Origin of the sequence: Dolichospermum sp. FACHB-1091, from assembly GCF_014697585.1 — a bacterium.
In the GTDB taxonomy this organism is placed as follows: domain Bacteria; phylum Cyanobacteriota; class Cyanobacteriia; order Cyanobacteriales; family Nostocaceae; genus Dolichospermum.
In genome coordinates this window covers 47,653-69,325 of sequence record NZ_JACJSB010000019.1, presented here as the reverse complement: position 1 = coordinate 69,325, position 21,673 = coordinate 47,653, and the positions used below count along the sequence as shown (strand labels likewise).

At 37.8% G+C, this 21,673-nt stretch carries 20 protein-coding genes; 9 read left to right on the top strand and 11 right to left on the bottom strand.

Annotated elements, in window-relative coordinates; translation table 11 throughout:
• Positions 1 to 37: 37 nt before the first annotated feature.
• Positions 38 to 1,006: a hydroxymethylbilane synthase gene (hemC, locus tag H6G25_RS13580; protein WP_190392926.1), complete on the bottom strand. Its 969-nt coding sequence runs from the start codon at positions 1,004 to 1,006 to the stop codon at positions 38 to 40.
• A 224-nt stretch (positions 1,007 to 1,230) separates the two neighbouring features.
• Here hemC and H6G25_RS13575 point away from each other — a divergent pair, with 224 nt between their 5' ends.
• Positions 1,231 to 1,431 (top strand): hypothetical protein, encoded by a 201-nt coding sequence (locus H6G25_RS13575; RefSeq protein ID WP_190392925.1) that lies wholly within the window; start codon positions 1,231 to 1,233, stop codon positions 1,429 to 1,431.
• On the opposite strand, the gene H6G25_RS13570 is transcribed toward H6G25_RS13575, so the two are convergent.
• The 4 genes from H6G25_RS13570 to uvrA all read right to left on the bottom strand — a co-directional run bounded on the left by H6G25_RS13570 (position 1,428) and on the right by uvrA (position 6,181).
• The gene (locus tag H6G25_RS13570) at positions 1,428 to 1,802 is read right to left on the bottom strand and encodes a hypothetical protein (RefSeq protein ID WP_190392924.1); all 375 of its coding nucleotides are present in this window, start codon (positions 1,800 to 1,802) and stop codon (positions 1,428 to 1,430) included. The genes H6G25_RS13575 and H6G25_RS13570 overlap by 4 nt on opposite strands.
• Positions 1,803 to 2,009: 207 nt before the next feature.
• The gene (locus H6G25_RS13565) at positions 2,010 to 2,444 is read right to left on the bottom strand and encodes a CAAD domain-containing protein (RefSeq protein WP_347239187.1); all 435 of its coding nucleotides are present in this window, start codon (positions 2,442 to 2,444) and stop codon (positions 2,010 to 2,012) included.
• A gap of 360 nt (positions 2,445 to 2,804) precedes the next feature.
• Positions 2,805 to 3,149, bottom strand: a complete 345-nt coding sequence (locus tag H6G25_RS13560; protein ID WP_190392923.1) for an RNA-binding domain-containing protein — start codon at positions 3,147 to 3,149, stop codon at positions 2,805 to 2,807.
• 89 nt (positions 3,150 to 3,238) lie between these two features.
• Positions 3,239 to 6,181: an excinuclease ABC subunit UvrA gene (uvrA, locus tag H6G25_RS13555; RefSeq protein WP_190392922.1), complete on the bottom strand. Its 2,943-nt coding sequence runs from the start codon at positions 6,179 to 6,181 to the stop codon at positions 3,239 to 3,241.
• A 321-nt stretch (positions 6,182 to 6,502) separates the two neighbouring features.
• Between uvrA and H6G25_RS13550 the strand changes: the two genes are divergently transcribed.
• The 5 genes from H6G25_RS13550 (at position 6,503) to H6G25_RS13530 (ending at position 11,374) form a co-directional block, all read left to right on the top strand.
• Positions 6,503 to 7,129: an alpha/beta hydrolase gene (locus tag H6G25_RS13550; protein WP_190392921.1), complete on the top strand. Its 627-nt coding sequence runs from the start codon at positions 6,503 to 6,505 to the stop codon at positions 7,127 to 7,129.
• Positions 7,130 to 7,274: 145 nt separating this feature from the next.
• Positions 7,275 to 7,487 carry a DUF2555 domain-containing protein gene (locus tag H6G25_RS13545; protein ID WP_028084549.1) on the top strand — a complete coding sequence of 71 codons (213 nt, stop codon included), beginning with the start codon at positions 7,275 to 7,277 and terminating at the stop codon, positions 7,485 to 7,487.
• 141 nt (positions 7,488 to 7,628) lie between these two features.
• On the top strand, positions 7,629 to 8,840 hold the full coding sequence (gene coaBC, locus H6G25_RS13540) for a bifunctional phosphopantothenoylcysteine decarboxylase/phosphopantothenate--cysteine ligase CoaBC (RefSeq protein WP_190392920.1): 1,212 nt from the start codon (positions 7,629 to 7,631) through the stop codon (positions 8,838 to 8,840).
• Positions 8,841 to 8,882: 42 nt separating this feature from the next.
• Positions 8,883 to 10,010: a hypothetical protein gene (locus H6G25_RS13535; RefSeq protein ID WP_190392919.1), complete on the top strand. Its 1,128-nt coding sequence runs from the start codon at positions 8,883 to 8,885 to the stop codon at positions 10,008 to 10,010.
• A 146-nt stretch (positions 10,011 to 10,156) separates the two neighbouring features.
• Entirely contained in the window at positions 10,157 to 11,374 is a 1,218-nt protein-coding gene (locus H6G25_RS13530) for a glycoside hydrolase family 10 protein (protein WP_190392918.1), read from the top strand.
• A 178-nt stretch (positions 11,375 to 11,552) separates the two neighbouring features.
• Here the strand turns inward: H6G25_RS13530 and H6G25_RS13525 are convergent, their stop codons facing one another.
• Together H6G25_RS13525 and H6G25_RS13520 are read right to left on the bottom strand one after the other, a co-directional pair.
• Positions 11,553 to 13,037, bottom strand: coding sequence for a site-2 protease family protein (locus H6G25_RS13525; RefSeq protein ID WP_190392917.1), 1,485 nt, complete (start codon positions 13,035 to 13,037; stop codon positions 11,553 to 11,555).
• 334 nt (positions 13,038 to 13,371) lie between these two features.
• Complete coding sequence (locus H6G25_RS13520) at positions 13,372 to 13,629, bottom strand: hypothetical protein (protein ID WP_190392916.1); 258 nt, start codon at positions 13,627 to 13,629, stop codon at positions 13,372 to 13,374.
• A gap of 304 nt (positions 13,630 to 13,933) precedes the next feature.
• Here H6G25_RS13520 and H6G25_RS13515 point away from each other — a divergent pair, with 304 nt between their 5' ends.
• From H6G25_RS13515 to H6G25_RS13505, 3 genes are all read left to right on the top strand, one after another.
• On the top strand, positions 13,934 to 15,466 hold the full coding sequence (locus H6G25_RS13515; protein ID WP_190392915.1) for a peptide ligase PGM1-related protein: 1,533 nt from the start codon (positions 13,934 to 13,936) through the stop codon (positions 15,464 to 15,466).
• Between the two features lie 920 nt (positions 15,467 to 16,386).
• Positions 16,387 to 17,559 carry a septal ring lytic transglycosylase RlpA family protein gene (locus tag H6G25_RS13510; RefSeq protein WP_190392914.1) on the top strand — a complete coding sequence of 391 codons (1,173 nt, stop codon included), beginning with the start codon at positions 16,387 to 16,389 and terminating at the stop codon, positions 17,557 to 17,559.
• A 153-nt stretch (positions 17,560 to 17,712) separates the two neighbouring features.
• Positions 17,713 to 19,326, top strand: coding sequence for a bifunctional pantoate--beta-alanine ligase/(d)CMP kinase (locus H6G25_RS13505; RefSeq protein WP_190392913.1), 1,614 nt, complete (start codon positions 17,713 to 17,715; stop codon positions 19,324 to 19,326).
• 73 nt (positions 19,327 to 19,399) lie between these two features.
• On the opposite strand, the gene H6G25_RS13500 is transcribed toward H6G25_RS13505, so the two are convergent.
• From H6G25_RS13500 to H6G25_RS13485, 4 genes are all read right to left on the bottom strand, one after another.
• Positions 19,400 to 19,663 (bottom strand): hypothetical protein, encoded by a 264-nt coding sequence (locus H6G25_RS13500; protein WP_190392912.1) that lies wholly within the window; start codon positions 19,661 to 19,663, stop codon positions 19,400 to 19,402.
• A gap of 168 nt (positions 19,664 to 19,831) precedes the next feature.
• Complete coding sequence (locus tag H6G25_RS21565) at positions 19,832 to 20,035, bottom strand: prepilin-type N-terminal cleavage/methylation domain-containing protein (RefSeq protein WP_347239184.1); 204 nt, start codon at positions 20,033 to 20,035, stop codon at positions 19,832 to 19,834.
• The gene (hpsC, locus tag H6G25_RS13490; protein ID WP_242034959.1) at positions 20,025 to 20,882 is read right to left on the bottom strand and encodes a hormogonium polysaccharide secretion pseudopilin HpsC; all 858 of its coding nucleotides are present in this window, start codon (positions 20,880 to 20,882) and stop codon (positions 20,025 to 20,027) included. Before hpsC ends, H6G25_RS21565 begins: the two co-directional genes overlap by 11 nt.
• A gap of 163 nt (positions 20,883 to 21,045) precedes the next feature.
• Positions 21,046 to 21,672 carry a prepilin-type N-terminal cleavage/methylation domain-containing protein gene (locus H6G25_RS13485; protein WP_190392911.1) on the bottom strand — a complete coding sequence of 209 codons (627 nt, stop codon included), beginning with the start codon at positions 21,670 to 21,672 and terminating at the stop codon, positions 21,046 to 21,048.
• Position 21,673 lies beyond the last annotated feature (1 nt).

The window sequence follows — 21,673 nt, the reverse complement described above, 5'->3', positions numbered from 1 at the left end:
ATTTTTGTTAGTTATCAATTGTCCATTGTCAATTATCTTATGAGCCTCGTTGAATCTCGGTAAAGATTTGTTCCAAGATTTCTGTAGCCCCCTGTTGTCGCAAAATATCGGCTAATTCTGCTCCTAATTTTTCAGCATCAGCCGCCGCACCAGTGACTATATTCTGAACAATTTTTTGACCATCAACGCTGGCGACAAGTCCTTTTAATGTTAATTTATCACCAATTACTTCAGTATTTACACCAATAGGAACTTGACAGCCGCCTTCTAAAACTCGTAAAAATGATCTTTCTGCTAAACAGCGATCGCGTGTTTGCGGGTGTTCAATAGCTTTAAGTAAGGTAATTACTTCCGTATCATCGGCACGGCATTCTATCCCCAAAGCACCTTGTCCGACGGCATGGAGGGAGATTTCTGGGGAGAGAATTTGATGAATGCGATCGCTCATTTCCAGTCTTTCTAAACCGGCTACTGCTAAAATTAGAGCATCATATTCACCAGCATCCAGTTTCGCCATGCGTGTAATCAAATTACCCCGCACATCCTTAAATGTAAAATGGGGGAATTTATGGCGCAATTGTGCCAACCGTCGCAGGGAAGAAGTGCCAATTACCGCACCTGCGGGTAAAGTCTCAAGTTTTTCACCTTTATGCTTTTCGTGGAGTACCACCGCGTCTGCGGGGTTTTCCCGTTCTGTAATTGCGGCCAATGTCAAACCTGGTGGTAAATTGGTGGGGAGATCCTTGAGAGAATGGACAGCAAAATCAATCTCTTTATTGATCATGCCCAATTCCAGTTCTTTGGTAAATAGTCCTTTATCGCCAATTTTAGCCAATGCTACGTCGAGGATTTTGTCTCCTTGGGTAGACATGGTATGAACTTCAAAAGTAATGTCGGGAAAGCTTTTCTGGAGTTGGGCTTGTACCCAGTATGTTTGAACTAGAGCTAATTGGCTTTTACGTGAACCAATGCGAATAGTGCGCGGAGGACTAGAAACTGAGGTCATAAAACTATTTTGTCAAACCAGGCGATAAATTAACATTTATCTAGACTACCGCAGGGAGTGACTTACCGGATTAGATCACGCTAATTCTCAGGAAGATTTTATTTGCTAGTAGCTTTACATTTATTTACAATTTTTGAATATAGATCTCCGACTTCTCAAAGAAGTCGGGAATCTAGAAATTAGAATATCATCAAGTTAGCAATAATTCGGTTTTAGGAAATTCTATGCTTTTACTTCCAGAATTATCTGAACTATTACAAGCCGAAGATCCAGAAGAACGGCAAACTATCACTGGTGTTAATTGGAACAATAGTGAATTATTACCCAACTTAGATTTATCAAATTTGGCGGAATATGTAATAGCAGAAGATCCTTTAGATGCAGCCATAGCCTTTCGGGTAAAAATCAAAGAAATGGTAAATTAAATCATTCCTGGACCTCTACCTCTTTTATCAAAATCCTCTGTTAATAGACCTGTTTTATCCTCATTAACTTCTCGTAATTCCCGTATTCTTTCAGCTTTTTCTTGTTCGGCTATTTCCCTCGCGTCACCAGGAACTTGATAATACATTTCCGGTTCAACTGGATAATTATTCAACAAACCTTCTTGATCTATAGTATAACCATCCGTTGTCCGAATACTGTTAATATCAGTTTGATGATCAGTGTCCGCACTTGCAAGATCCTCCTCCGTCGGTATGTGTTTATAATTTTTTCCTTCTCTTTTGATTCGTGCGGCTGTTTCGGCGGGAATTATGCCTCTATCATAGGTATCTGCGGTAATGTTCTCATTCATAAAATTAGTCCTGTTTACTTTTCGAGTATTGCCAGAACTAGATTAGAATTTTCTAGCAGATAAATAGACTATCTGCGGGAATAATTACCAAAAATATTTTTATTAAAACTCTCTATCTAAAGAGACAAGAGACAAGAGATAAAATGTAGGTTAGTTATAGCCTATCCTACATCTTAGGAACTCAAGAAATCAAAAAAAATAAAATATTCATCCAAAAGATCGTTGTTTAAAAGCATTAAATTTCTGAGATAATTCTTGTCTGGTGTCAAATTTGAGGAGATAACGGAAAGCAAACCAGACAGAATAAAATAGCCCAATTAACTCAAAAATTGGTTGTAGCAATGGTATATCATTCACCGCGTCTAATAATGCAATTACTACCTTAACTGTCACGAAAGCTGATAAGATTAAAAGTAAATTAATTAACCCCCGTTTATTGTTATTAAAAATACTGCCTATGTAATCTGGCAGTTTTTCTAAAAATTCCATAATTTGTTTAAGAATTTCCTGCCATTGAGACAGAGATTTATCAGCAGCAGGTAGTTTTGGTACATTGTGATTTTCTCCACCTGACAAAGACAAAACATCTTGTGGGGAAGGAGAATTTACTGGTTGGGGTTGCTGTGATTGATTTTCCATCATATTTGTTATTTAGAAATTACAACATTTGTGAAAAGTGAATGAACATCATTAAAGTACCATATTTTAGATGCTAAATCATCAATTCTGAAAAAATAACATAAAAATAAGATCAGGACTTACGCAACTGGCACAAAATAACAGCGTGACTGGGTGAAGCCACGTAGTCATTGAAATCAAATCAAAGACATATGAACATCTGGACGTTTTAATTGCTGAATTAGATAATTAGACAGTAAATTATGCTTGATTTTATAAATAGTTTGACCTGTTTGATAGGCTAAATTTTTCAATCTCAGCCAAACCAATATAGCACAAGCAATATGATTTCTTTGAAGACGTGCTTTACGACATTGACATGATTCAATGCCAGTCAGAGGAGGGTAAATAAACTCGACGAAAAATTTCTAAATCAAGATCATCTAAACTAGCTGATGTTAAAGCACGTAAATCAAAAGGTAAGATGTTGCCATCATCTCGCATACCTGAAAGTGTCAGCAGAAGTTTATCATCTATGGTCAGGTTCGCACAAGTTCCATTATCATGAACTTCAATAAATAAAACTCCTGGTTTTTGATGGTTGGGTAAATCATTAGCAAATGCACAAATGGCTTCACAAAGTTTACCTCTATCGGATATTGAAGCCTTACGTTCCACTCGGTCTGATTCCATATCGTTGAGGAGAATTTCTAACTCCTGGTCATTCATTCATTTTCTCCTCATTCACAAATTGTCACTTTTTTATACTGCATTAATATGATAACCTCCTTTCTTCGCGCCTCTGGGTGAGAAAAAAATTACTCCATTGCTGGATATTGAGCCAACACCTGCCGTAAATATTCCCCAGTATAAGAACGGGAATTTTGCGCCACATCTTCGGGCGTTCCCGCAGCAATTATTTCTCCTCCTTTATCCCCTCCTTCTGGACCTAAATCTATTACCCAATCTGAACAACGAATCACATCTAAATTATGTTCAATGACTAAAATTGAATTTCCTTTATCTACTAGTCTTTGTAAAACGTCTAACAATTTGTGAACATCATAAAAGGATAATCCTGTGGTTGGTTCATCTATTAAATATAAGGTTTTTCCGGTCGCGCGTCGAGATAATTCTGTCGCTAATTTCACCCGCTGCGCTTCTCCACCAGATAAGGTTGTGGCTGGTTGTCCTAATTGGACATAACCTAAACCAACATCTACTAATGTTTGTAATCTCGTTACGGCTTTGGGAATGTTTTGACAAAAATCTAATGCTTCTTCAACGGTCATGTTCAAAACATCAGAAATTGATTTGTCTTTATATTTAACTTGCAGGGTTTCTCGGTTATATCTCGCACCTTTGCAAATTTCACATTGCACATAAACGTCAGGTAAAAAGTTCATTTCAATGACATTTACACCCTGTCCACTACAAGCTTCACAACGTCCACCTTTGACATTAAAGGAAAATTGTCCAGCTTTATAACCTCTGGTTTTCGCTTCTACAGTTTGGGAAAAAACATCACGAATAATATCGAAGACTCCGGTATAGGTTGCGGGGTTAGAACGGGGAGTTCTCCCTATGGGTGATTGGTCAATGACAATGGCTTTATCAACACAGTTTAAACCTTTGATTTCATCTATATCTTTCGGTGCGGGGGATTTTTTGAGTAAATGATGTTGTAATGCTGGATAAAGTAATTCATTAATTAATGTAGATTTTCCTGAACCAGAAACACCGGTAACAGAAACAAGTTTTCCCAAGGGAATTTCCACATCTACATTTTGTAAGTTATTGCGACGCGCATTTTTAATAGTTAAGGCTCGGCCATTTCCTTCTCTTCTTTTGGCGGGAGTATTTATGACTCTTTTTCCTGATAAATAAGCCCCGGTTAAGGATTTTTCTGCATTGAGTAAATTCTCTAAATTTCCTTGAGAAATAATATGTCCTCCATGAATTCCCGCCCCAGGACCAATATCAACTATATAATCAGCCGCGCGGATAGTTTCTTCGTCATGTTCGACAACTATTAAGGTATTTCCTAAGTCCCGTAATTTGGTTAAGGTTTTTAGTAATCTGGCGTTATCTCTTTGATGTAAACCGATACTTGGTTCGTCTAAAACGTATAAAACTCCTGTTAGTCCTGAACCAATTTGTGTCGCTAACCGAATCCGTTGAGCTTCTCCACCTGATAATGTCATGGCGGGACGATCTAAGGTGAGGTAATCTAAGCCAACATCTAATAAAAATTGTAATCTGGCTTTGATTTCTCTCAGAACTAAATCAGCTATTTGACTTTGACGATCGCTCAATTTTAATTTTTCTATTCTTTCTCGACATTCCCGAATGGAAACGGTAGTAAAATCTAAAATTCCATATTGTCCCAATTTCACAGCTAAGGCTTCGGGTTTTAATCTTTTCCCTCCACAAACTTCACAAGGTTGATCAATTAAATATTCTTCTAATTTCTGTTTAACTAACTCTGTCCCTCCCTCATATTGTCTTTGTAAAATGGGAATTACACCTTTAAAAATTTGCTTTTTCTCCGTTGGATTTTTCGGTTCTTCTTCTCCATACAAGACAATTTTTTGCTGTTGCGCTGTCAATTTCCCCCATTGGGTTTGTAACTCAAACCCATAATTTAACCCCACAGCATACAATAACTCTAAATAATAGGAATTTTCCTTTTCTGACCAAGGAGCGATCGCTGCATACATAGGCGAATTTTCATTAGGTACAACCAACTCCGGGGAAAATCTTCTTAAAGTTCCGATCCCATGACAATGGGGACAAGCGCCATAAGGTGAATTAAAAGAAAACAACCGTGGGGATAACTCTTCCATTACCGCACCATGTTCGGGACAAGCAAAGTTTTCTGAAAATACCATTTCCTTGGGTAATTCTTCTTCAGAAATACCTTGATTTTTTCCCTCAGTTGATATATACTTACTATCAGGTCGCTCCAGCGCTATCTTATCCGATGTATCTTTTAATACCTCTATTATAGCAATCCCGTGAGATTGCTTAAGGCAAGTGGCTAGAGAATCTACTAAACGCTCTTGAATACCGTCTTTTTTAACTAATCTGTCAATAACCAGTTCTATAGTATGTGTGCTATTTTTATCTAACTCTATCAAATCAGATAGCTCTCGCACCTCCCCATTTACCCGCAAACGAGCGAAACCTTGGGAAGCTAAACCAGAAATTAATTTGCGGTGAGTTCCTTTTTTTCCACGGACTACAGGGGCTAAAACTTGGAAGCGGGTGCGGTCGGGAAGTTCCATAATGCGATCGCACATCTGGTCTATGGTTTGAGGCGCAATAGAGTGATCACAAAGGGGACAATGAGGTTCACCCGCTCGACCATATAACAATCGCAAATAATCATAAATTTCCGTTACTGTTCCCACTGTGGAACGGGGATTATGGGAAGTTGATTTTTGGTCAATGGAAATTGCGGGACTTAAACCCTCAATTGCTTCTACATCAGGTTTATCCAATTGTCCCAAAAATTGGCGAGCATAGGCGCTTAGGGATTCCACATAACGACGTTGACCCTCCGCAAAGATGGTATCAAAGGCCAAGGAGGATTTACCCGAACCAGAAACCCCAGTAAAAACAATCAAACGATCACGGGGTAATTCCAAATCAATATTTTTCAGATTATGCTGCCTAGCACCCCGAATGCGGATAGTATTTTGGCTGTGATGAGGGACTGGAAGCAGATCATTTAAAAAAGCGGCTGGATTTTCTGACATATTGACAGGCTAGGGAAAGTTACACATTGAAACAATCCTTAATAATACTATCTTTACCTGGTTTATGGTAAAATCTGATTTTGATTTACCTCACAGACATTTAAATAGGACTTACCGAGGAAACTGACTATAGTTTCCCCGTCCTTTGAAGAATAACCATCACCTTCACAAATACAAAGGGAATTTGATGAAAATTAAAAACCTCGGTTTTGGATTATCAACACTATGAAGGTTAGCGCGAAAGAAGCAGGATACAGTAACACAAAAGTAACCGCCATGAACAAACCAACCTTAATTACCTGAACATAATATATATTACCCATGACTCCAGTATTAGATTTTATTAGGGTTTCTCCACCAACAAATCAAACACCAAAAGCCTTAATCGTCACTTTACATGGTTGGGGCGCAAATGCCCAAGATGTGGCATCTTTGATTCCTTATGTCAATTTACCAGATTACGAATTTTTACTACCAAATGCTCCCTATCCCTATCCTTATGCTGACACAGGTAGGGCGTGGTATGACTTGCGGACAGAAAATATGTATGATGGATTAGCAGAAAGCAAACAACTACTCATAGATTGGTTGCAATCTTTAGAGACTAATACAGGCATACCTTTATCACGCACAATTTTAGGTGGATTCTCTCAAGGTGGGGCGATGACTTTAGATGTAGGATTAAGCTTACCATTGGCTGGCTTAGTTGTGATGAGTGGATATCTACATCCTACCGTGGCAACGCTTAATCCAGGCAATTTTCCACCTACGTTAATTATGCACGGAACAAAGGATGAAGTAGTTCCCCTACAAGCGGCCATTAAGTCCAGAGACATGGCAAAATCTCTAGGGGTAGCAGTAGAGTACCATGAATTTGAAATGGGACATGAAATTAATTTACCAATGTTAGAAGCACTAAGAACCTTTGTTGTCAAGACAATTGGTTAACTCTAGTTACGAAAATTTTGCAAATTCTGAAAAAATCAGAAAAATTTTTACAAATTTAATGCTCGTTAATGAGTAAGATAGATCAGGTGGAAGCAACTCCACCCTAAGCTGAATGTAAGTGCTGCAAAAGGGAGGGGCAAGCATTATGAAAACTCTAAGCATTTCCAAAACAGAAATTTCTGCTATGACAGCGACAGAGGTACAAGATTTAGCTACACGTTTGGAATTAGATAATTATAGTAATGCTTTTGAGGGTTTAAATGATTGGCATCTACTGCGAGCAATTGCTTTCCAGCGTCCAGAATTGGTTGAAGCCTATATTCACCTCTTAGATTTAGAACCCTACGACGAAGGCTAAAAATTTGAGATTTTGGATTTGAGATTTTGGATTTGAGATTTTGGATTTGAGATTTTGGATTTTGGATTTTGGATTTTGGATTTTGGATTTTAGATTGGTAGAACGTTTTAAAATCTCCAGTAATTGAGATCTTATCCTAAAATGCCATTATTTTCAAGTCCTAAATCCAAACGAGTCCTCATTGCTGTAGGCGGTGGTATCGCCGCCTATAAAGTTTGTGAGTTGGTTTCTACTCTATTCAAATCTGGCGTAGAATTGCGTGTTATCCTGACCAAATCTGCCCAAGAATTTATCACTCCTTTAACTTTAGCTACTTTATCTCGCCATCAAGCTTATACAGATGATGATTTTTGGCAACCAATTTATACTCGTCCATTACATATCGAATTGGGTGAATGGGCTGATTTAATTGTTATCGCGCCTTTAACTGCTAATACTTTGGCTAAGTTAGCTTATGGAATGGCGGATAATTTATTAACAAATACTGTTCTCGCTTCTACTTGTCCTGTATTGTTAGCACCAGCGATGAATACAGATATGTGGGAACAGGTAGCAGTACAAAGAAATTGGCGGCAGCTATTGACAAATAACCGTTTTTATGGTATGGAAACTGGTTCTGGTTTATTGGCGTGCGATCGCATTGGTGCTGGTAGAATGGCAGAACCCGCAGAAATATTTATTTATATTCAATCTTTATTATACACCCAAGGCAAGAGAGATTTAGTGGGGAAAGAGGTTTTAATCAGTGCTGGGGGAACGCGAGAATATTTAGACCCGGTGCGATTTATTGGCAATCCCTCAACTGGTAAAATGGGTTTAGCATTGGCACAGGCTGCACTACACAGAGGTGCAAAAGTAATATTGGTACATTGTCCAGCAAGTTGGGAAGTGCCTTTAGGAGTAGAAGCAATTCCCGTAATTACCTCAGAAGAGATGCAGGGAGTTATGTTAAAGCATTTATCGAGTGCGGATATAATTATTATGTCAGCGGCGGTGGCGGATGTCAAGCCCAGAGATTATAGTAGCGAAAAATTGCCCAAGCGATCGCTCCCCGAAAATTTACCATTGATACCAGTACCAGATATTGTCGCGGAAATTGGCAACCGTAAACAACCCCATCAATACTTAATTGGTTTTGCAGCACAAACCGGGTATATTGTCAAGCCAGCGCGGGAAAAATTGCAAAAAAAGAAATTAGATGCAATTGTAGCGAACCCTATTGATCAAGTTGATAGTGGTTTTGGGAGTGATAATAATCAAGCGGTGTTTTTAGATAAAGAAGGGAGAGCGTTAGAAATTCCGGCTTGTTCTAAGTTGGAAATGGCGCATTATTTGTTTGATTTTGTTGTTTAATGGAATGAAATCACATTTTTATTTTTACTAGGACTTTTGAAAATGACAGTGCATTTACCTAATATTGGCTTCACTATCTGCATGAGAGCAATATCATTACTTAAAGAGTATCCTCAAAATATTGTTGGTAGTTTTTGGCTCATGTGTGGTTATGGATTTGATCATAAAAAAATTCCTGATTGGTGGATTGATAATGTTAGAGAAGATAATCAAGCACAAGGTATTATTGATGCTTTTAAAAAAGGTTATTTTAAGGGAGGAAATAATAACCCTTTATACTTAGGATTTTGTATTATTGTTATTGCAGATTCTTCCAATCCTGCTCATTTATCTTATATGATTCAACACCTTGGAATGTGGGAAGCTGAGGGAATTTATTTATTAGAAATAATGGCACGTCATAATATACCTGCTCATACAGAAGTTAGTTATCCTGAGCAGTTTTTATATGAGCGTTATGGAAAAGAAAATCCTACTTACAACTATCTTAGAGAAACTCTAGATCATTGGTCAGTTCAAGTTTGGGAAGACTATTGTGGTTATCTCATGTCTGAACATGGTCAAAGGATGTTTTCTGACTATTGTGAAAAAATAAATGCCGTTAAAGATGAAGTCAAAGCTACTGTAGAAAAAGGTGATAAACCCCTAGTTTTAACAGAAGGAGAAACTGACCCAATTTATATTAAAACGGCTTTAGAATTACTAGGAGAAAAGGAAATTTTAGCACAAGTTGATATTGAATGGGTAGGAATTTCTATAGGTAAAGGAAAAAGTATAAATACTGGTGATGGTGGTTTAAAAAATACCAGAGATGTTCTGATTTCCAACCCTAAATTCTTAACTAGAAAAGTATTACTACTTTATGATTGTGATACTGATAAATCTAATGAAGATCATGAATTATTGAAAATCAGAAAAATCCCTCAACAAAAAAATAGAAAAGTTACAAAGGGTATTGAAAATCTATTTCCTGATCATTTATTTACAGAAGAATTTTATGTACAAAAAACCAAATATGGAGATTATGGAGAAGAAAACCAAATTCAAGAATTTCAAAAAATGAAATTTTGTAAATATATTTGTGAACAAAGAAAACAGGCTGATGATTTTGTTGATTTTAAGATCATTATTGATTTTATCAAAGATTGTTTAGGAACAGTTAGTTATTGAAACTGTAATTACTCCCTTCCCGGTGAAAGATTACCTATGTTCTTTTCTTCTTCCTTCGTGTTCTTCGTGTCTTCGTGGTTCATTCAATCGGTCTTCATTGTCCATTATACTAGAGTAAATTTAACAACCCAAAAATAGGATAACCGATGAAAAAAATAGTTCTAAAATGGCAACGTCAAACTAGAAAATTAGGATTTTTAGCAGCTATGATGGCCGTGAGTATGGTCGCATTCCTCATGCTATCATTCCCCTTAAATGCTCAAATTCCTAAATCCACAGAATTACGGGGAGTATGGTTAACAAATATTGATAGTGATGTTTTATTTGAAAAAGAACGTCTAAAACAAAGTTTACGAACATTACACCAACTCAACTTTAACACCGTTTATCCCGCCGTCTGGAATTGGGGATATACACTATATCCTAGCAAAGTCGCAGCCAAAGTCATTGGTAAAGCAGTAGACCCTACCCCCGGACTCCAACAGCGGGATATGCTCAAAGAAATCATCACCCAGGGACATAAACAAAATTTAACAGTAATTCCCTGGTTTGAATTTGGCTTTATGGCGCCTGCTGATTCCCTTTTAGCTAAAAATCGTCCCGGTTGGTTGACAAATCGCAAAGATGGGACAAAAATAGTCAAAGAAGGAATACATAACCGAGTTTGGTTAAATCCCTTTCGTCCCGAAGTGCAAAAATTTATCCAAGATTTGATTGTAGAAATAGTCAAAAACTATGATATTGATGGGATTCAATTTGATGATCATTTCGGCTTACCATCAGAACTAGGATATGATAGCTACACCACAGCATTATACAAGAAAGAACATCAAGGTAAACTTCCTCCAGCAGACTTCAAAGATCCAGAATGGGTAAATTGGAGAGCGAACAAAATTACCGATTTTATGAAACGGGTATTTACAGCAATTAAAGCTAATAAAAAAGATTGTATAGTTTCCGTTGCACCAAATCCCCAGCGTTTTTCCTACGAATACTTCCTTGCAGATTGGCAAAAATGGGAAAGAATGGGAATAATTGAAGACCTAGTTTTACAAATTTATCGGAATGATTTAAACGTCTTTATCAGCGAATTAGAATATCCAGAAGTAAAACTAGCGCAAAGTCATATTCCCGTGAGTATTGGGATTTTAAGTGGGTTAAAAAATCGTTCAGTTTCCATGGAACAAATTAAAACTCAAATAGAGAAAGTGCGTGAGAGAAAATTTGCTGGTGTTTCCTTCTTCTTCTACGAAACTTTATGGAATATCAGCCAAGAAAACCCCCAACAACGTCAACAAACATGGCAAAAAATATTCCCCACACCTGCAAATTATCCCAACCTATTAGCAAATTGGAAACCTTAGAAAATTGGTCAAAAAAATTCGACATTGCTGAATTGAAATATGAAATTACTAAACTCAACCTTTACACCTTTAAAAGACGCATATTTCAATACAGTTCTCTGTGTTCTCTGTGCCTCTGTGGTTCGTTAAAAAAATTGAATTTATACCCATATATTTTCAATCAGCAACGGCAAAATTCCTAACTACCGATACCCAAACGTCCAGCCAAAGCGGGGGTCAAAGGTAAAAGAGTAGCAATCATTAGAAACAGAGCCAAAAGACATAAAGCGGCTCTAGCATCATCTGGTTCAGTAATTTCATTGAGACTGGGACGTTCTAAATCGCGTTGTAAAAACAAAATCAGAATTGCCCAATACATAGCCAGAGGATTACCCAGAGATACAATAGCGAGTAAAACTATGGTCGCAAAAGTGGTTCTACCTGCGGTTTTGCGACCATAAATGGCTTGTACAATCCTCCCCCCGTCCAATTGTCCAGCGGGCATTAAATTTAACGCAGTAATGACTAATCCTAGCCAACCAATAATCACTAAAGGATGAATATTGACTACAGGGGAATGTAAAGCCGAACCCAGGACAACCCGCGCTAAACTACCGACTAAAATTGAACCTTGGAAAAACTGATTTGGTAATTGGAATAAACTTCCGGGGTGGGAAAGTAGCAACCCTGCCACCAATAATAACAGAGAAGTAATGCCACCGAAAGCAGGTCCGGCCAAAGCAATATCAAATAAAGCATTCCGGTTAGGGACAAGGGACTCAAACCTAGTAATTGCCCCAAAAGAGCCAACTTGCACCGCTGGTAAAAAGAACGGCCAACTTAACCGTACTTGGTGACGACGTGCTAACAACCAATGTCCGACTTCATGAGATATTAAAATGACAAATAAGCCCAGAGCAATAGGTAAAGCTTCTGCAAAACGTTCGGGGTTACTGAGTAAATCAAAATTCTGTAATATACCTCCCACTTCTAGACTTGTAGCCATAGTTGCTATCAACAAAATCACCGCAAAGACTTTTTGTCCTAATTGAGTCCGTTGGGGGTCAGTGCGGCTAGGGAGAACAATCATTACTGGTTTACCGTCAGTATTTTCTACCAAAAACAGTCGATATTTATCATTTAACCGCTCTTGCAAACTCTTTGTTAAGCGGTTGTGAACAGCCTCTGGTTCTCCGCGCAAATTACCTTTAAAAACCACTCCTTCTTGGTAGGGAATAGTTTCCGTAGCGAAAAATGTATCAATGCCGAAAATACCGCGAATTAGGCTTAAATCAGCTTCAGGTATGGGAGTCGGTTCTGACTGTAATTCTACCACGGCTGGGCTATTTTTATCGGCTGCTGATGAACTTTGAGCAGCGAGACGCTCTGTGGCTCGTTGCTTGAGAATAGCATCTTGACCTGCTTGGCGTAACTTTCTGCCCAGGAAAATATACAATCCAGCGGAAACTATCACTGAGAACAAGATCCCGACAATGTTAACATAAATCCCAGCGGCAAATAATCCAAAGAACAAAAGCCAGGGAGTCATTAAAACGACAGATTGTAACCAGGCCAAGATTCCTAGTTTACCAAAGGGTCTGGCACGATAAAAGCCCCAGCCTAAAATGCCGGACGCTATCAGCACAATGGCTGCAATTATAGGAGTTTCCGATGAAGTCAACATCTCTAAACCTTTGCTATTGAGACCGAAGCTAGTACCGCAGTGCGGAATTAAAAATTAAAAATTAAAACTTAAATAAAGCAGATTACACAAGCTTTTGTCAAATTTTTAATGTTTGGTTGACGGCAGCCGTTGTGTACTAGAACAAGTCCGTTTTTCTATATATTCTACCATTTTTGAGGATAAAATCAATAAATAAGTTTATTTTTTTTCCAAGTCAACAGCGCTATTTTATGGTAAGACCACACGCGGTATAAAGTTTTAAATTATATTCTTTTGCCAAAACATTGACAAAATGCAATTTTTATCTTACAATATACAGCGTAGGCGAAAATTATTAAAATTCTGATGGTGTCTGAGGGGCAATAATTTCTCCAGAACCCAATTTTAAGATTATATCCTGATCGGTAATCAGTTCTTTGAGTTCTTTAACTTGTAAATTCATTTTTTCACAAGCTTGGCGTAATTCTTGAGCAAATGTATTAATATTATCCCCGTAACCGCACTGGTAAGCAGCGGTTTCTATACCCTGGTTGGCATTTGCTCTGGCACAATTTACTAGTTCTATGTCATGTAATGGCTGTGAAGATACCATAAATTATTATTCTTCTATTCCCTTTTTGGTATTATATTAGTCATTAAACATTTATTTATCTCTCTCTGGTCTGAAGTTTTTGGTAATAAATATAGCAATCCTTTACATCGTATGCTGTATTTTTTTTAACTAACCACAGAGGCGCAAAGATCGCAGAGATGGAGAAAGAAGGTAGTCCTTAGTTGACAATTTATTGAGGATTTATATTTAATTAAGTAACAACAAGATATATTAACAAGTTTAGTGATATTCTTTCTGAGAGTCTATATTAGATAAAAATAGGTGATAATATCGGCACAGGAATATGATAACAGTAAATATTGATAAATTTCGCAATTTACAATTAACATTACGCGATCGCTGGAAAACTAGCGAGTTATTTGATAATAGCGAAGCGGATATTTTAATTATTCCCTCTTTGAGTATAGATCAACGGGAATTACTCAAGATAGAAGGTTGTGAGCATTATGAGGAAAGATTACTTTTCTCATTAATACGGTTACGAAATCCCCGGACTAGGTTAATTTATGTGACATCAATGCCACTTCATCCCAGTATTATTGATTATTATCTCCAATTACTTCCTGGTATTCCTTTTTCTCACGCTCGTCATCGTTTATTACTACTTTCTACTTATGATGCTTCTTTGAAACCCCTAAGTCAAAAAATATTAGAACGTCCCCGATTATTAGAAAAAATTCACAATGCTTTGCGGTTAGATAAAGCTTTTATGGTATGTTATAATTCTACTTATTGGGAATCAGAATTATCTCTAAAATTGGGTGTACCTTTATATGCTGCTGCACCAGATTTGCAACTTTGGGGAACAAAAAGTGGGAGTAGACAAATTTTTAGAGAAAGTGGTGTTCCCCTTCCAGATGGTAGCGAACTAGTGAAAACTTGCCAAGATTTAGCCAATGCTGCTGCTGATTTGTGGGAACGTCAACCAAGATTACAAAGAATAGTAATTAAGTTGAATGAAGGGTTTTCAGGAGAAGGAAATGCACTTTTAGATTTAAGACCAATAATGAATTTTGCACCGGGAAAAGCTGATCATATTGAAAGAGTAGCAGCAATTAGCGATCGCTTCCTACATTTACGTTTTCAATCTTCACAAGAAACCTGGGCAAATTTTTCTCACCGCATTCCTGAATTAGGTGCAATAGCTGAAGCTTTTATAGAAGGAGAAATAAAACATTCTCCCAGTGTTCAAGGAAGAATTACACCTACTGGAGAAGTAGAAATTCTTTCTACCCATGACCAAATTTTAGGAGGACTAGACGGACAAATTTATATAGGTTGTCGCTTTCCTGCGGATGAAAATTATCGCTGCGAATTACAAGAATTAGGCTTAAAAGTTGGCAGAAAATTAGCAGAAAAAGGGGCTTTAGAAAGATTTGCAGTGGATTTTGTTGCTGTTGACAAAGGTAATGGTAAATGGGATATTCAAGCCATTGAAATTAACCTTCGTAAAGGGGGAACTACTCACCCGTTTATGACCTTAAAATTATTAACTAATGGTCGTTATGATTTATCCAATGGTTTATTTTATAGTCAGCAAGGAAGACCTAAGTATTATATTGCTACAGACAACTTGCAAAAAGATAATTATCGGGGATTATTACCGAATGACTTAATGGATATTATCGCCCATTATAGACTACATTTTGATAGTGGGACAGAAACGGGTACAGTATTTCATCTCATGGGTTGTCTTTCCCAATTTGGTAAATTAGGATTAACAAGTATTGGTGACTCACCCGAGGAAGCGGAAGATATTTATAATAAAGTTGTCGAAGCTCTTGATCAAGAAACTAAGCAGCCTCATAAAGAATAATTCTTGCCATTATCTGCTAATATCTGTCTATAAACAACCATTTTGGAAATTGATTGGACCCTAAACACCATCCTTGAGGGATTTATACTGGGAATGCAATTCCTTAAGAATATTTAAAAGCGCTGGTGGTAATATTCCTGAATTTGATCGACGCAACATGGTGCTAATAACTTTACACAAAATTGATCACTAGTATCATCACAGAGGAAACGGTAAGTGCGTATCTTTTTAAACCTAAATGATTGATATATACGCGCTTATTACCATTTTTCATTGTCTCATCAATTATTTATATTGGTACAAGAATAAATACTTACTAGAGAAAAACCACTTTTACTACCCAACAAATATTGTATCTATTATTGCCAATAAATTAAAGAATTACCAGTATTTATCCATCAATAATGTAGGTAATAAATCAAGTATTTAGCGAAGTCACCAAAGTATTTTTTAAACTTAAGCCTTGTATGGATTTGGTTTGTGAAGATGACATCTTCCGGTCATGAAACTATTCACCGATTAAATTACATTTAAACATAAATCAAGCTGATGTTTTTTTAAATACTCTAAGAATCGTAAATTCTGAGAAAGAATATTAGATAGTCACTCTTAAAGACAACTATTGATCAATATTAACTTTCCGTAAGAAAATATAGAGATATTTTAAAAAACGTTACATAGCTAAAATCCTGAATTGAAAACGGTTTCACAGCCCAAACCTCAGCTTAAATTTTGTCAGTCCGTTAAGATTTACGCTAAAACCCTGATCCCCAACCTTAAACATTCATGTTAGTCTATTCGAGTTACAAAATGCAAAGTGGAAGCGGAACGGGTTCGAGTTTGCAGGGCGTGTCACCATTACAAGTGAAAAACCCAACTAAAAAAACTTAAGTTCTCAAGTCGCTTTAAAAATCGGACGCATGAATCAAAGACATTTGTGGAATACTGTCGTAGCCCAAACAATATTGACCCTAGCCGTTTTGGGTCTACCCCTAGTTGGTCGGACTCAAGCCAGTGAGAGAAATTCTCCAACTATTGCCAAATCATCTGCCAGTGATGCGGTTAAAGTTGGAGAATACCAATTACCGACAGAACAACCCCTTTCAGATACTGTGATTGCCAAAATTCAGCCTCACAGTATTTTCGGTTTACAAGCAGCAACTCTTTATGTTCGGGATACTCCCGTTCTCACCTTTCTCGGTTCTATCCGAGTTACTAACAAGAAAACAAAAATCGGAGTCATTGGCAATGATCAGAGTTTAAATTCTGATCCTGGAGTTGCTGCTGACTCAGGTAAATTGGCCAGTTTTAACAATACTGGCAATACAATCAATATCAATAAACAAGTTAGCTCCATTGACAATGACCCGGTTCAGAAAGCTAGTGTCATAGCAGCTAGAATTAATGAGCTAGTTGAAAACAATGTAGACGCAAGCAAGATTACCGTCGGTTGGAAAATAGCGGATAATCCCGCAAGTAATAACAAAGCTTACAAGAATGGCCGCTCTGTTCGTAGACCGTCTGGGGATTCCTATGGATCGCTCCGTGATCGCTACACCATCACAATTGACGGTCAAGAACTGGTAGAAGTCAATAAAACTACGCGACTATCAGCCAATACTAATGGCAACAAAAAAACCCCAGGCACTAATCTGGCTCAAGATGCTTTAGAGGCAACTAATAGACTGCGGAGACTGATTGGCAATGCAGATCCGATCAAGGAAATCGCCAATCTACCCGCTGGTAAATCAGTTTCTACACTAAAGTTACCACAAAAAATTGCTTTTGGCGGGGTAAATATTAATTTTCGCGGCATAGCTTCTTGGTATGGTTATGACGGCTCTGGCAATAAAACAGCCAGTGGGGAAAGATATAATCCCGAAGGTTTAACTGCTGCTCATCGCAGTTTACCTATGGGGACAAAAATCCGTGTTACTAATACCAGAAATGGGCGTTCTGTCGTCGTGCGAATCAATGACAGAGGTCCTTACATCCGTGGTCGAATTATTGATCTTTCTGCCGGTGCTGCCCGTATATTAGGTATGATCGGCAGTGGTCTTGCTCCAGTCAGTCTGGAAATTTTGGGAAGATAATCCCCTTTCTCGTTCCTTATCTCTTTTCGCTCTTCACTATTAAATTCCCCTGGTTCATCTATCTTATTTATCCCCCAATTATCAATTGTGCCACGCGGCGCTATCAGATATACACTAACGGGGGAAAGGATTGAAAGGAACTGGGGGTTTTTTGTGCGGTTGCTGACAACAGTTACAGCTTTAAGGTGTTATTTGAATGGCCGTCGGAGGTGTTACCATTTCGGGACGACCCAGGATAAGAAAGTTGATGATCAAGCTGTTTGGTATCCGACTGCGGTGGGTTTAGTGCCAACTATGGGTAGTTTACATCAAGGGCATCTCAGCTTGATTCATCGAGCTAGGAGGGAAAATTTGACGGTAATTGTCAGTATTTTTGTTAATCCGCTGCAATTTGGACCAAATGAGGACTATCAACGCTATCCCCGGACTTTAGCACAGGACCAAGAATTTTGTGAACAAGCTGGTGTAGATGCGATTTTTGCCCCAAATCCTGAAGAAATTGGTGTCTCTGCTGAAAATATCACAGCAACTCAGGTGACACAAGTTATCCCCCCATCTGCTATGATGTCTAGTTTGTGTGGTAATTTTCGGCCGGGTCATTTTGCGGGTGTAGCCACAATTGTGACTAAACTCTTCAACTTGGTACAACCTGACCGAGCTTACTTTGGACAAAAGGATGGTCAACAACTGGCAATTATTAAGCGGTTAGTAACTGATTTGAATTTGCCCGTTGAGATTGTTACTTGTCCCACGGTGCGGGAATTGTCCGGCTTGGCTTTAAGTTCTCGGAATCAATATTTGACTACCACGGAAAAAGAGCAAGCAACAGTGTTATTTAAAGCTTTAGAACAAGCTAAAGCGGCGTTTCAAGCTGGCGTTAGTCACAGTAGTGAGTTAATAGCATTGGTACGGCAAGAAATCGCAAAAGTTAGGGCTATCAGCTTGGAATATATTGAATTAGTTGAACCAAATACGTTGATGTTTTTAGAAAAAGTTGAGAATGAAGGAATGTTGGCGATCGCGGCTCGTCTTGGTTCTACCAGGTTAATTGACAACACGATTCTACGGGATGTCAAGGACCAAATCCGCCAACCGATTATCGCTATTGATGGTCCTGCGGGCGCTGGTAAATCTACAGTCGCTCGTCAGGTGGCACAGGAATTAGGTTTGGTTTATTTAGATACGGGTGCTATGTACCGATCAATCACTTGGCTAGTGCTGGAACAAGCTATTGATATTGATGATGATTGTGCTGTGGCTGAATTGGCGATGCGGTGTAAAATTGAACTTACTCCTGGTCAAAGTCTGCAATCTCCCGTAAAAGTCCAGATTAACGATATAGATGTCACTGAAAAAATTCGTACAACTGAGGTGACATCCAAAGTATCGGCGATCGCTGCCCAAAGTGCTGTTAGACAAGCATTAGTCCAACAACAACAGATTTGGGGACAACGGGGGGGGTTAGTAGCGGAAGGTAGAGACATTGGGACTCATGTGTTTCCAGATGCAGAAGTTAAAATCTTTTTAACTGCTTCCGTGGGTGAACGGGCCCGTCGTCGTTATCAAGACTTTGAAAAACAAAATCAACCCCAAGTTAGTTTAGAACAGTTAGAACGGGACATTGCTGAAAGGGACTTAAAAGACAGCACTCGTCAGGTTTCCCCCTTACAAAAAGCACCCGATGCTATTGAAGTCCAAACCGACGGTTTAACTGCTTCTGAAGTAGCGGCGCAAATCATTAGTCATTATAAGCGGATCTCTTATTAATTACAATCATGGTGGGTAACTTACTCACCATTGCAAATTTAATAAAACCCCAGGATGGATATTAATTGAATTACTAACATTCTGTGTCTTTCCCCGTTCGTATTCCACCAATCAGACTGTCAATGATAACACAGCGTTGTGGACTAGTAGCTGCATCACTTGTAGTTGCGTGGTAAGCAACCATGATTTCCAAGTATGTATCAGCGGTACTATTATCAGATTTATTCGCTAAAGTACCCAGATAATCAAAAGTAATTGTACCTGTACCTGTTGCGGTTGTAATTAGGCTGTTAGTTTTTGTATTATAGTCTGTCAGAGACTTAAGATTCGTATACAAAAAAACTGATTCTAATCCTAAACCATCACCTAAATGTGTCCAACCTGAACTAGGTAAAGTAGTACCCTGATAAATTATATATTCAGGAAATCTGTTATTAGGATTATCATTGTTAACGCGAAAACTCGCACTATACCTACTGTTTTTGCTTTTCGCTTGTACCTGCGTTTATCTGAGGATAGATACAATTGCATCATTAGCCCTATTCAATCGTTCTCTACCGTAAAAACTTAACCAGCTTGGTAGGGCGATCGCTGCTAACATACCAATAATAGATACCACTATAATCATTTCTATCAAGGTAAAACCAGCATTCTGATCATCTGGTAATGACTGGACAACTAACTTTTTAAGTTTATGATTAATAGCCACTTTTTGCTCCTTGAACTATCGCACTAGCTGTGGGAAAATAACTTTTTTTATCATTTTCATATTCTGGATTGCTTTCTCTACGAGCTAGGGCATTACCCCGAATAAATACCTTTGCTGTTGTATTGGCTTTATCTACACAAGCATAAAACCCTGTCATATCATTACTTGGCGTTATTTTTGACCATGTAATTGGAGGTGTTATGGTATTATCTGGACAGGTGGCCGCTGGTGGAGAATCTGTGGTTTGATCTACATAGTCAATTAACACATCAGCCGTATTACCACTACTATAATTTCCAGATTTCTCCCAATTGTTCATGGCCTCTTCTACAGTGTTGTATTTAACTATATTAAAGGGAGCAAAACCTGGATCATTTTTTTTAATTTGCCATTTACTAATCCGAGCAGCCTTAGACCAAATAGTGCTGCTAGAATTGTCTAGATAATAGACAACCAATGAAGAATTATCTTCTCCCGCACTATTATTATCTGAAATTTCTCGCTTCCAAAAAACTAATATAGGAGTTTTAGTATCATCATCTGGGTAACGCAGTTGAGGTTTTATTGCGTTAATACCATCAGCATCATAAATATAAATAGCTTGTTGTAAATCACGAGAAATATAATCCAGTGCTATTTGGATTTCTTGCTCAGAAGTTATCTTAATTTCCTCATCACTATCTGTGGTTATCATAGTAATCATAAACTGTAGTAATAGTGTGATGATTATAGATGACATCGCTAAAGCTATTAACAATTCAACGAGAGTAAACCCAGCAGATTTATCAAGAGATTTTGAGGCTTTGAATTGATTTTTGAATATAAATTTAAGTATCTTGATCATCATTGTATTGTCCTTTTTTAAATGCACTCAAGGCAGATTTTCATATCTTTCTGATTTAGATTAAATTGTTGCACAGTGGGGATTTTACCCCTTTTTTTATGTGAAAATTAATGGTGAATTTGACTGAATTAACCCAAGCTATAAACCAATTTATTGACAAGGTTGATTATTGAACGCAACCCAAGCGGGAACATAAACTGCCAAAAGTTGTACTACCGCTAATCTCAACTGTTTTTATCAAAATTGGCTCTTGTTTATTAACTACAATACCACCTGTACTAGACGGTAGAATAGTTTGATCAAAATCCAAGTCTTCTCTATATATTCTAATCGCTAGACGATAGCCATCACTTGTTTTAGTACCTGCGGGCTTTATTTGAGCCGCTTGAATGTAAAATTCATCAAATGGGGTATCTTTATCTGGTTGACAAGTTGAAATTGGATTACAAGCCGTGATGGTGCTATCTTTCTTAAAGAAATACAAATCTGTATCTGTTTTTTTAGGAACCGGCATTTCTGTTTCTAGATTTATAGGAGCATTTTGAATTACTGTAATTACTTTAGTGGGCGCTGAAATTGAATTATTGCTGACACTATTAATAAATGTCTCAGCAGCTTGAACGGCTTTTTCCATACCTTTCGACTGCACCCGAACAGCCTTAGACATGACCAGGACCGGTGATATAGCAGCCAAGAGAATAGCAATGAAAACTACCCCTACTAGTACCTCAATAATTGTGAAACCAGAATCACTAGCAGATAAAATTTTTGGCTGTAGTTTGGTTTTTATCATT

Bases quoted from the DNA above. Each gene is read 5' to 3' on its own strand.
- H6G25_RS13565 (WP_347239187.1), bottom strand. From the start codon at position 2,444: ATGATGGAAAATCAATCACAGCAACCCCAACCAGTAAATTCTCCTTCC.
- H6G25_RS13515 (WP_190392915.1), top strand. From the start codon at position 13,934: ATGATAACAGTAAATATTGATAAATTTCGCAATTTACAATTAACATTA.
- H6G25_RS13545 (WP_028084549.1), top strand. From the start codon at position 7,275: ATGAAAACTCTAAGCATTTCCAAAACAGAAATTTCTGCTATGACAGCG.
- H6G25_RS13525 (WP_190392917.1), bottom strand. From the start codon at position 13,037: ATGTTGACTTCATCGGAAACTCCTATAATTGCAGCCATTGTGCTGATA.
- H6G25_RS13575 (WP_190392925.1), top strand. From the start codon at position 1,231: ATGCTTTTACTTCCAGAATTATCTGAACTATTACAAGCCGAAGATCCA.
- uvrA (WP_190392922.1), bottom strand. From the start codon at position 6,181: ATGTCAGAAAATCCAGCCGCTTTTTTAAATGATCTGCTTCCAGTCCCT.
- H6G25_RS13530 (WP_190392918.1), top strand. From the start codon at position 10,157: ATGAAAAAAATAGTTCTAAAATGGCAACGTCAAACTAGAAAATTAGGA.
- H6G25_RS13485 (WP_190392911.1), bottom strand. From the start codon at position 21,672: ATGATAAAAACCAAACTACAGCCAAAAATTTTATCTGCTAGTGATTCT.
- H6G25_RS13510 (WP_190392914.1), top strand. From the start codon at position 16,387: ATGAATCAAAGACATTTGTGGAATACTGTCGTAGCCCAAACAATATTG.
- coaBC (WP_190392920.1), top strand. From the start codon at position 7,629: ATGCCATTATTTTCAAGTCCTAAATCCAAACGAGTCCTCATTGCTGTA.
- H6G25_RS13520 (WP_190392916.1), bottom strand. From the start codon at position 13,629: ATGGTATCTTCACAGCCATTACATGACATAGAACTAGTAAATTGTGCC.
- H6G25_RS13570 (WP_190392924.1), bottom strand. From the start codon at position 1,802: ATGAATGAGAACATTACCGCAGATACCTATGATAGAGGCATAATTCCC.
- H6G25_RS13560 (WP_190392923.1), bottom strand. From the start codon at position 3,149: ATGAATGACCAGGAGTTAGAAATTCTCCTCAACGATATGGAATCAGAC.
- hemC (WP_190392926.1), bottom strand. From the start codon at position 1,006: ATGACCTCAGTTTCTAGTCCTCCGCGCACTATTCGCATTGGTTCACGT.
- hpsC (WP_242034959.1), bottom strand. From the start codon at position 20,882: ATGATGATCAAGATACTTAAATTTATATTCAAAAATCAATTCAAAGCC.
- H6G25_RS13535 (WP_190392919.1), top strand. From the start codon at position 8,883: ATGACAGTGCATTTACCTAATATTGGCTTCACTATCTGCATGAGAGCA.
- H6G25_RS13550 (WP_190392921.1), top strand. From the start codon at position 6,503: ATGACTCCAGTATTAGATTTTATTAGGGTTTCTCCACCAACAAATCAA.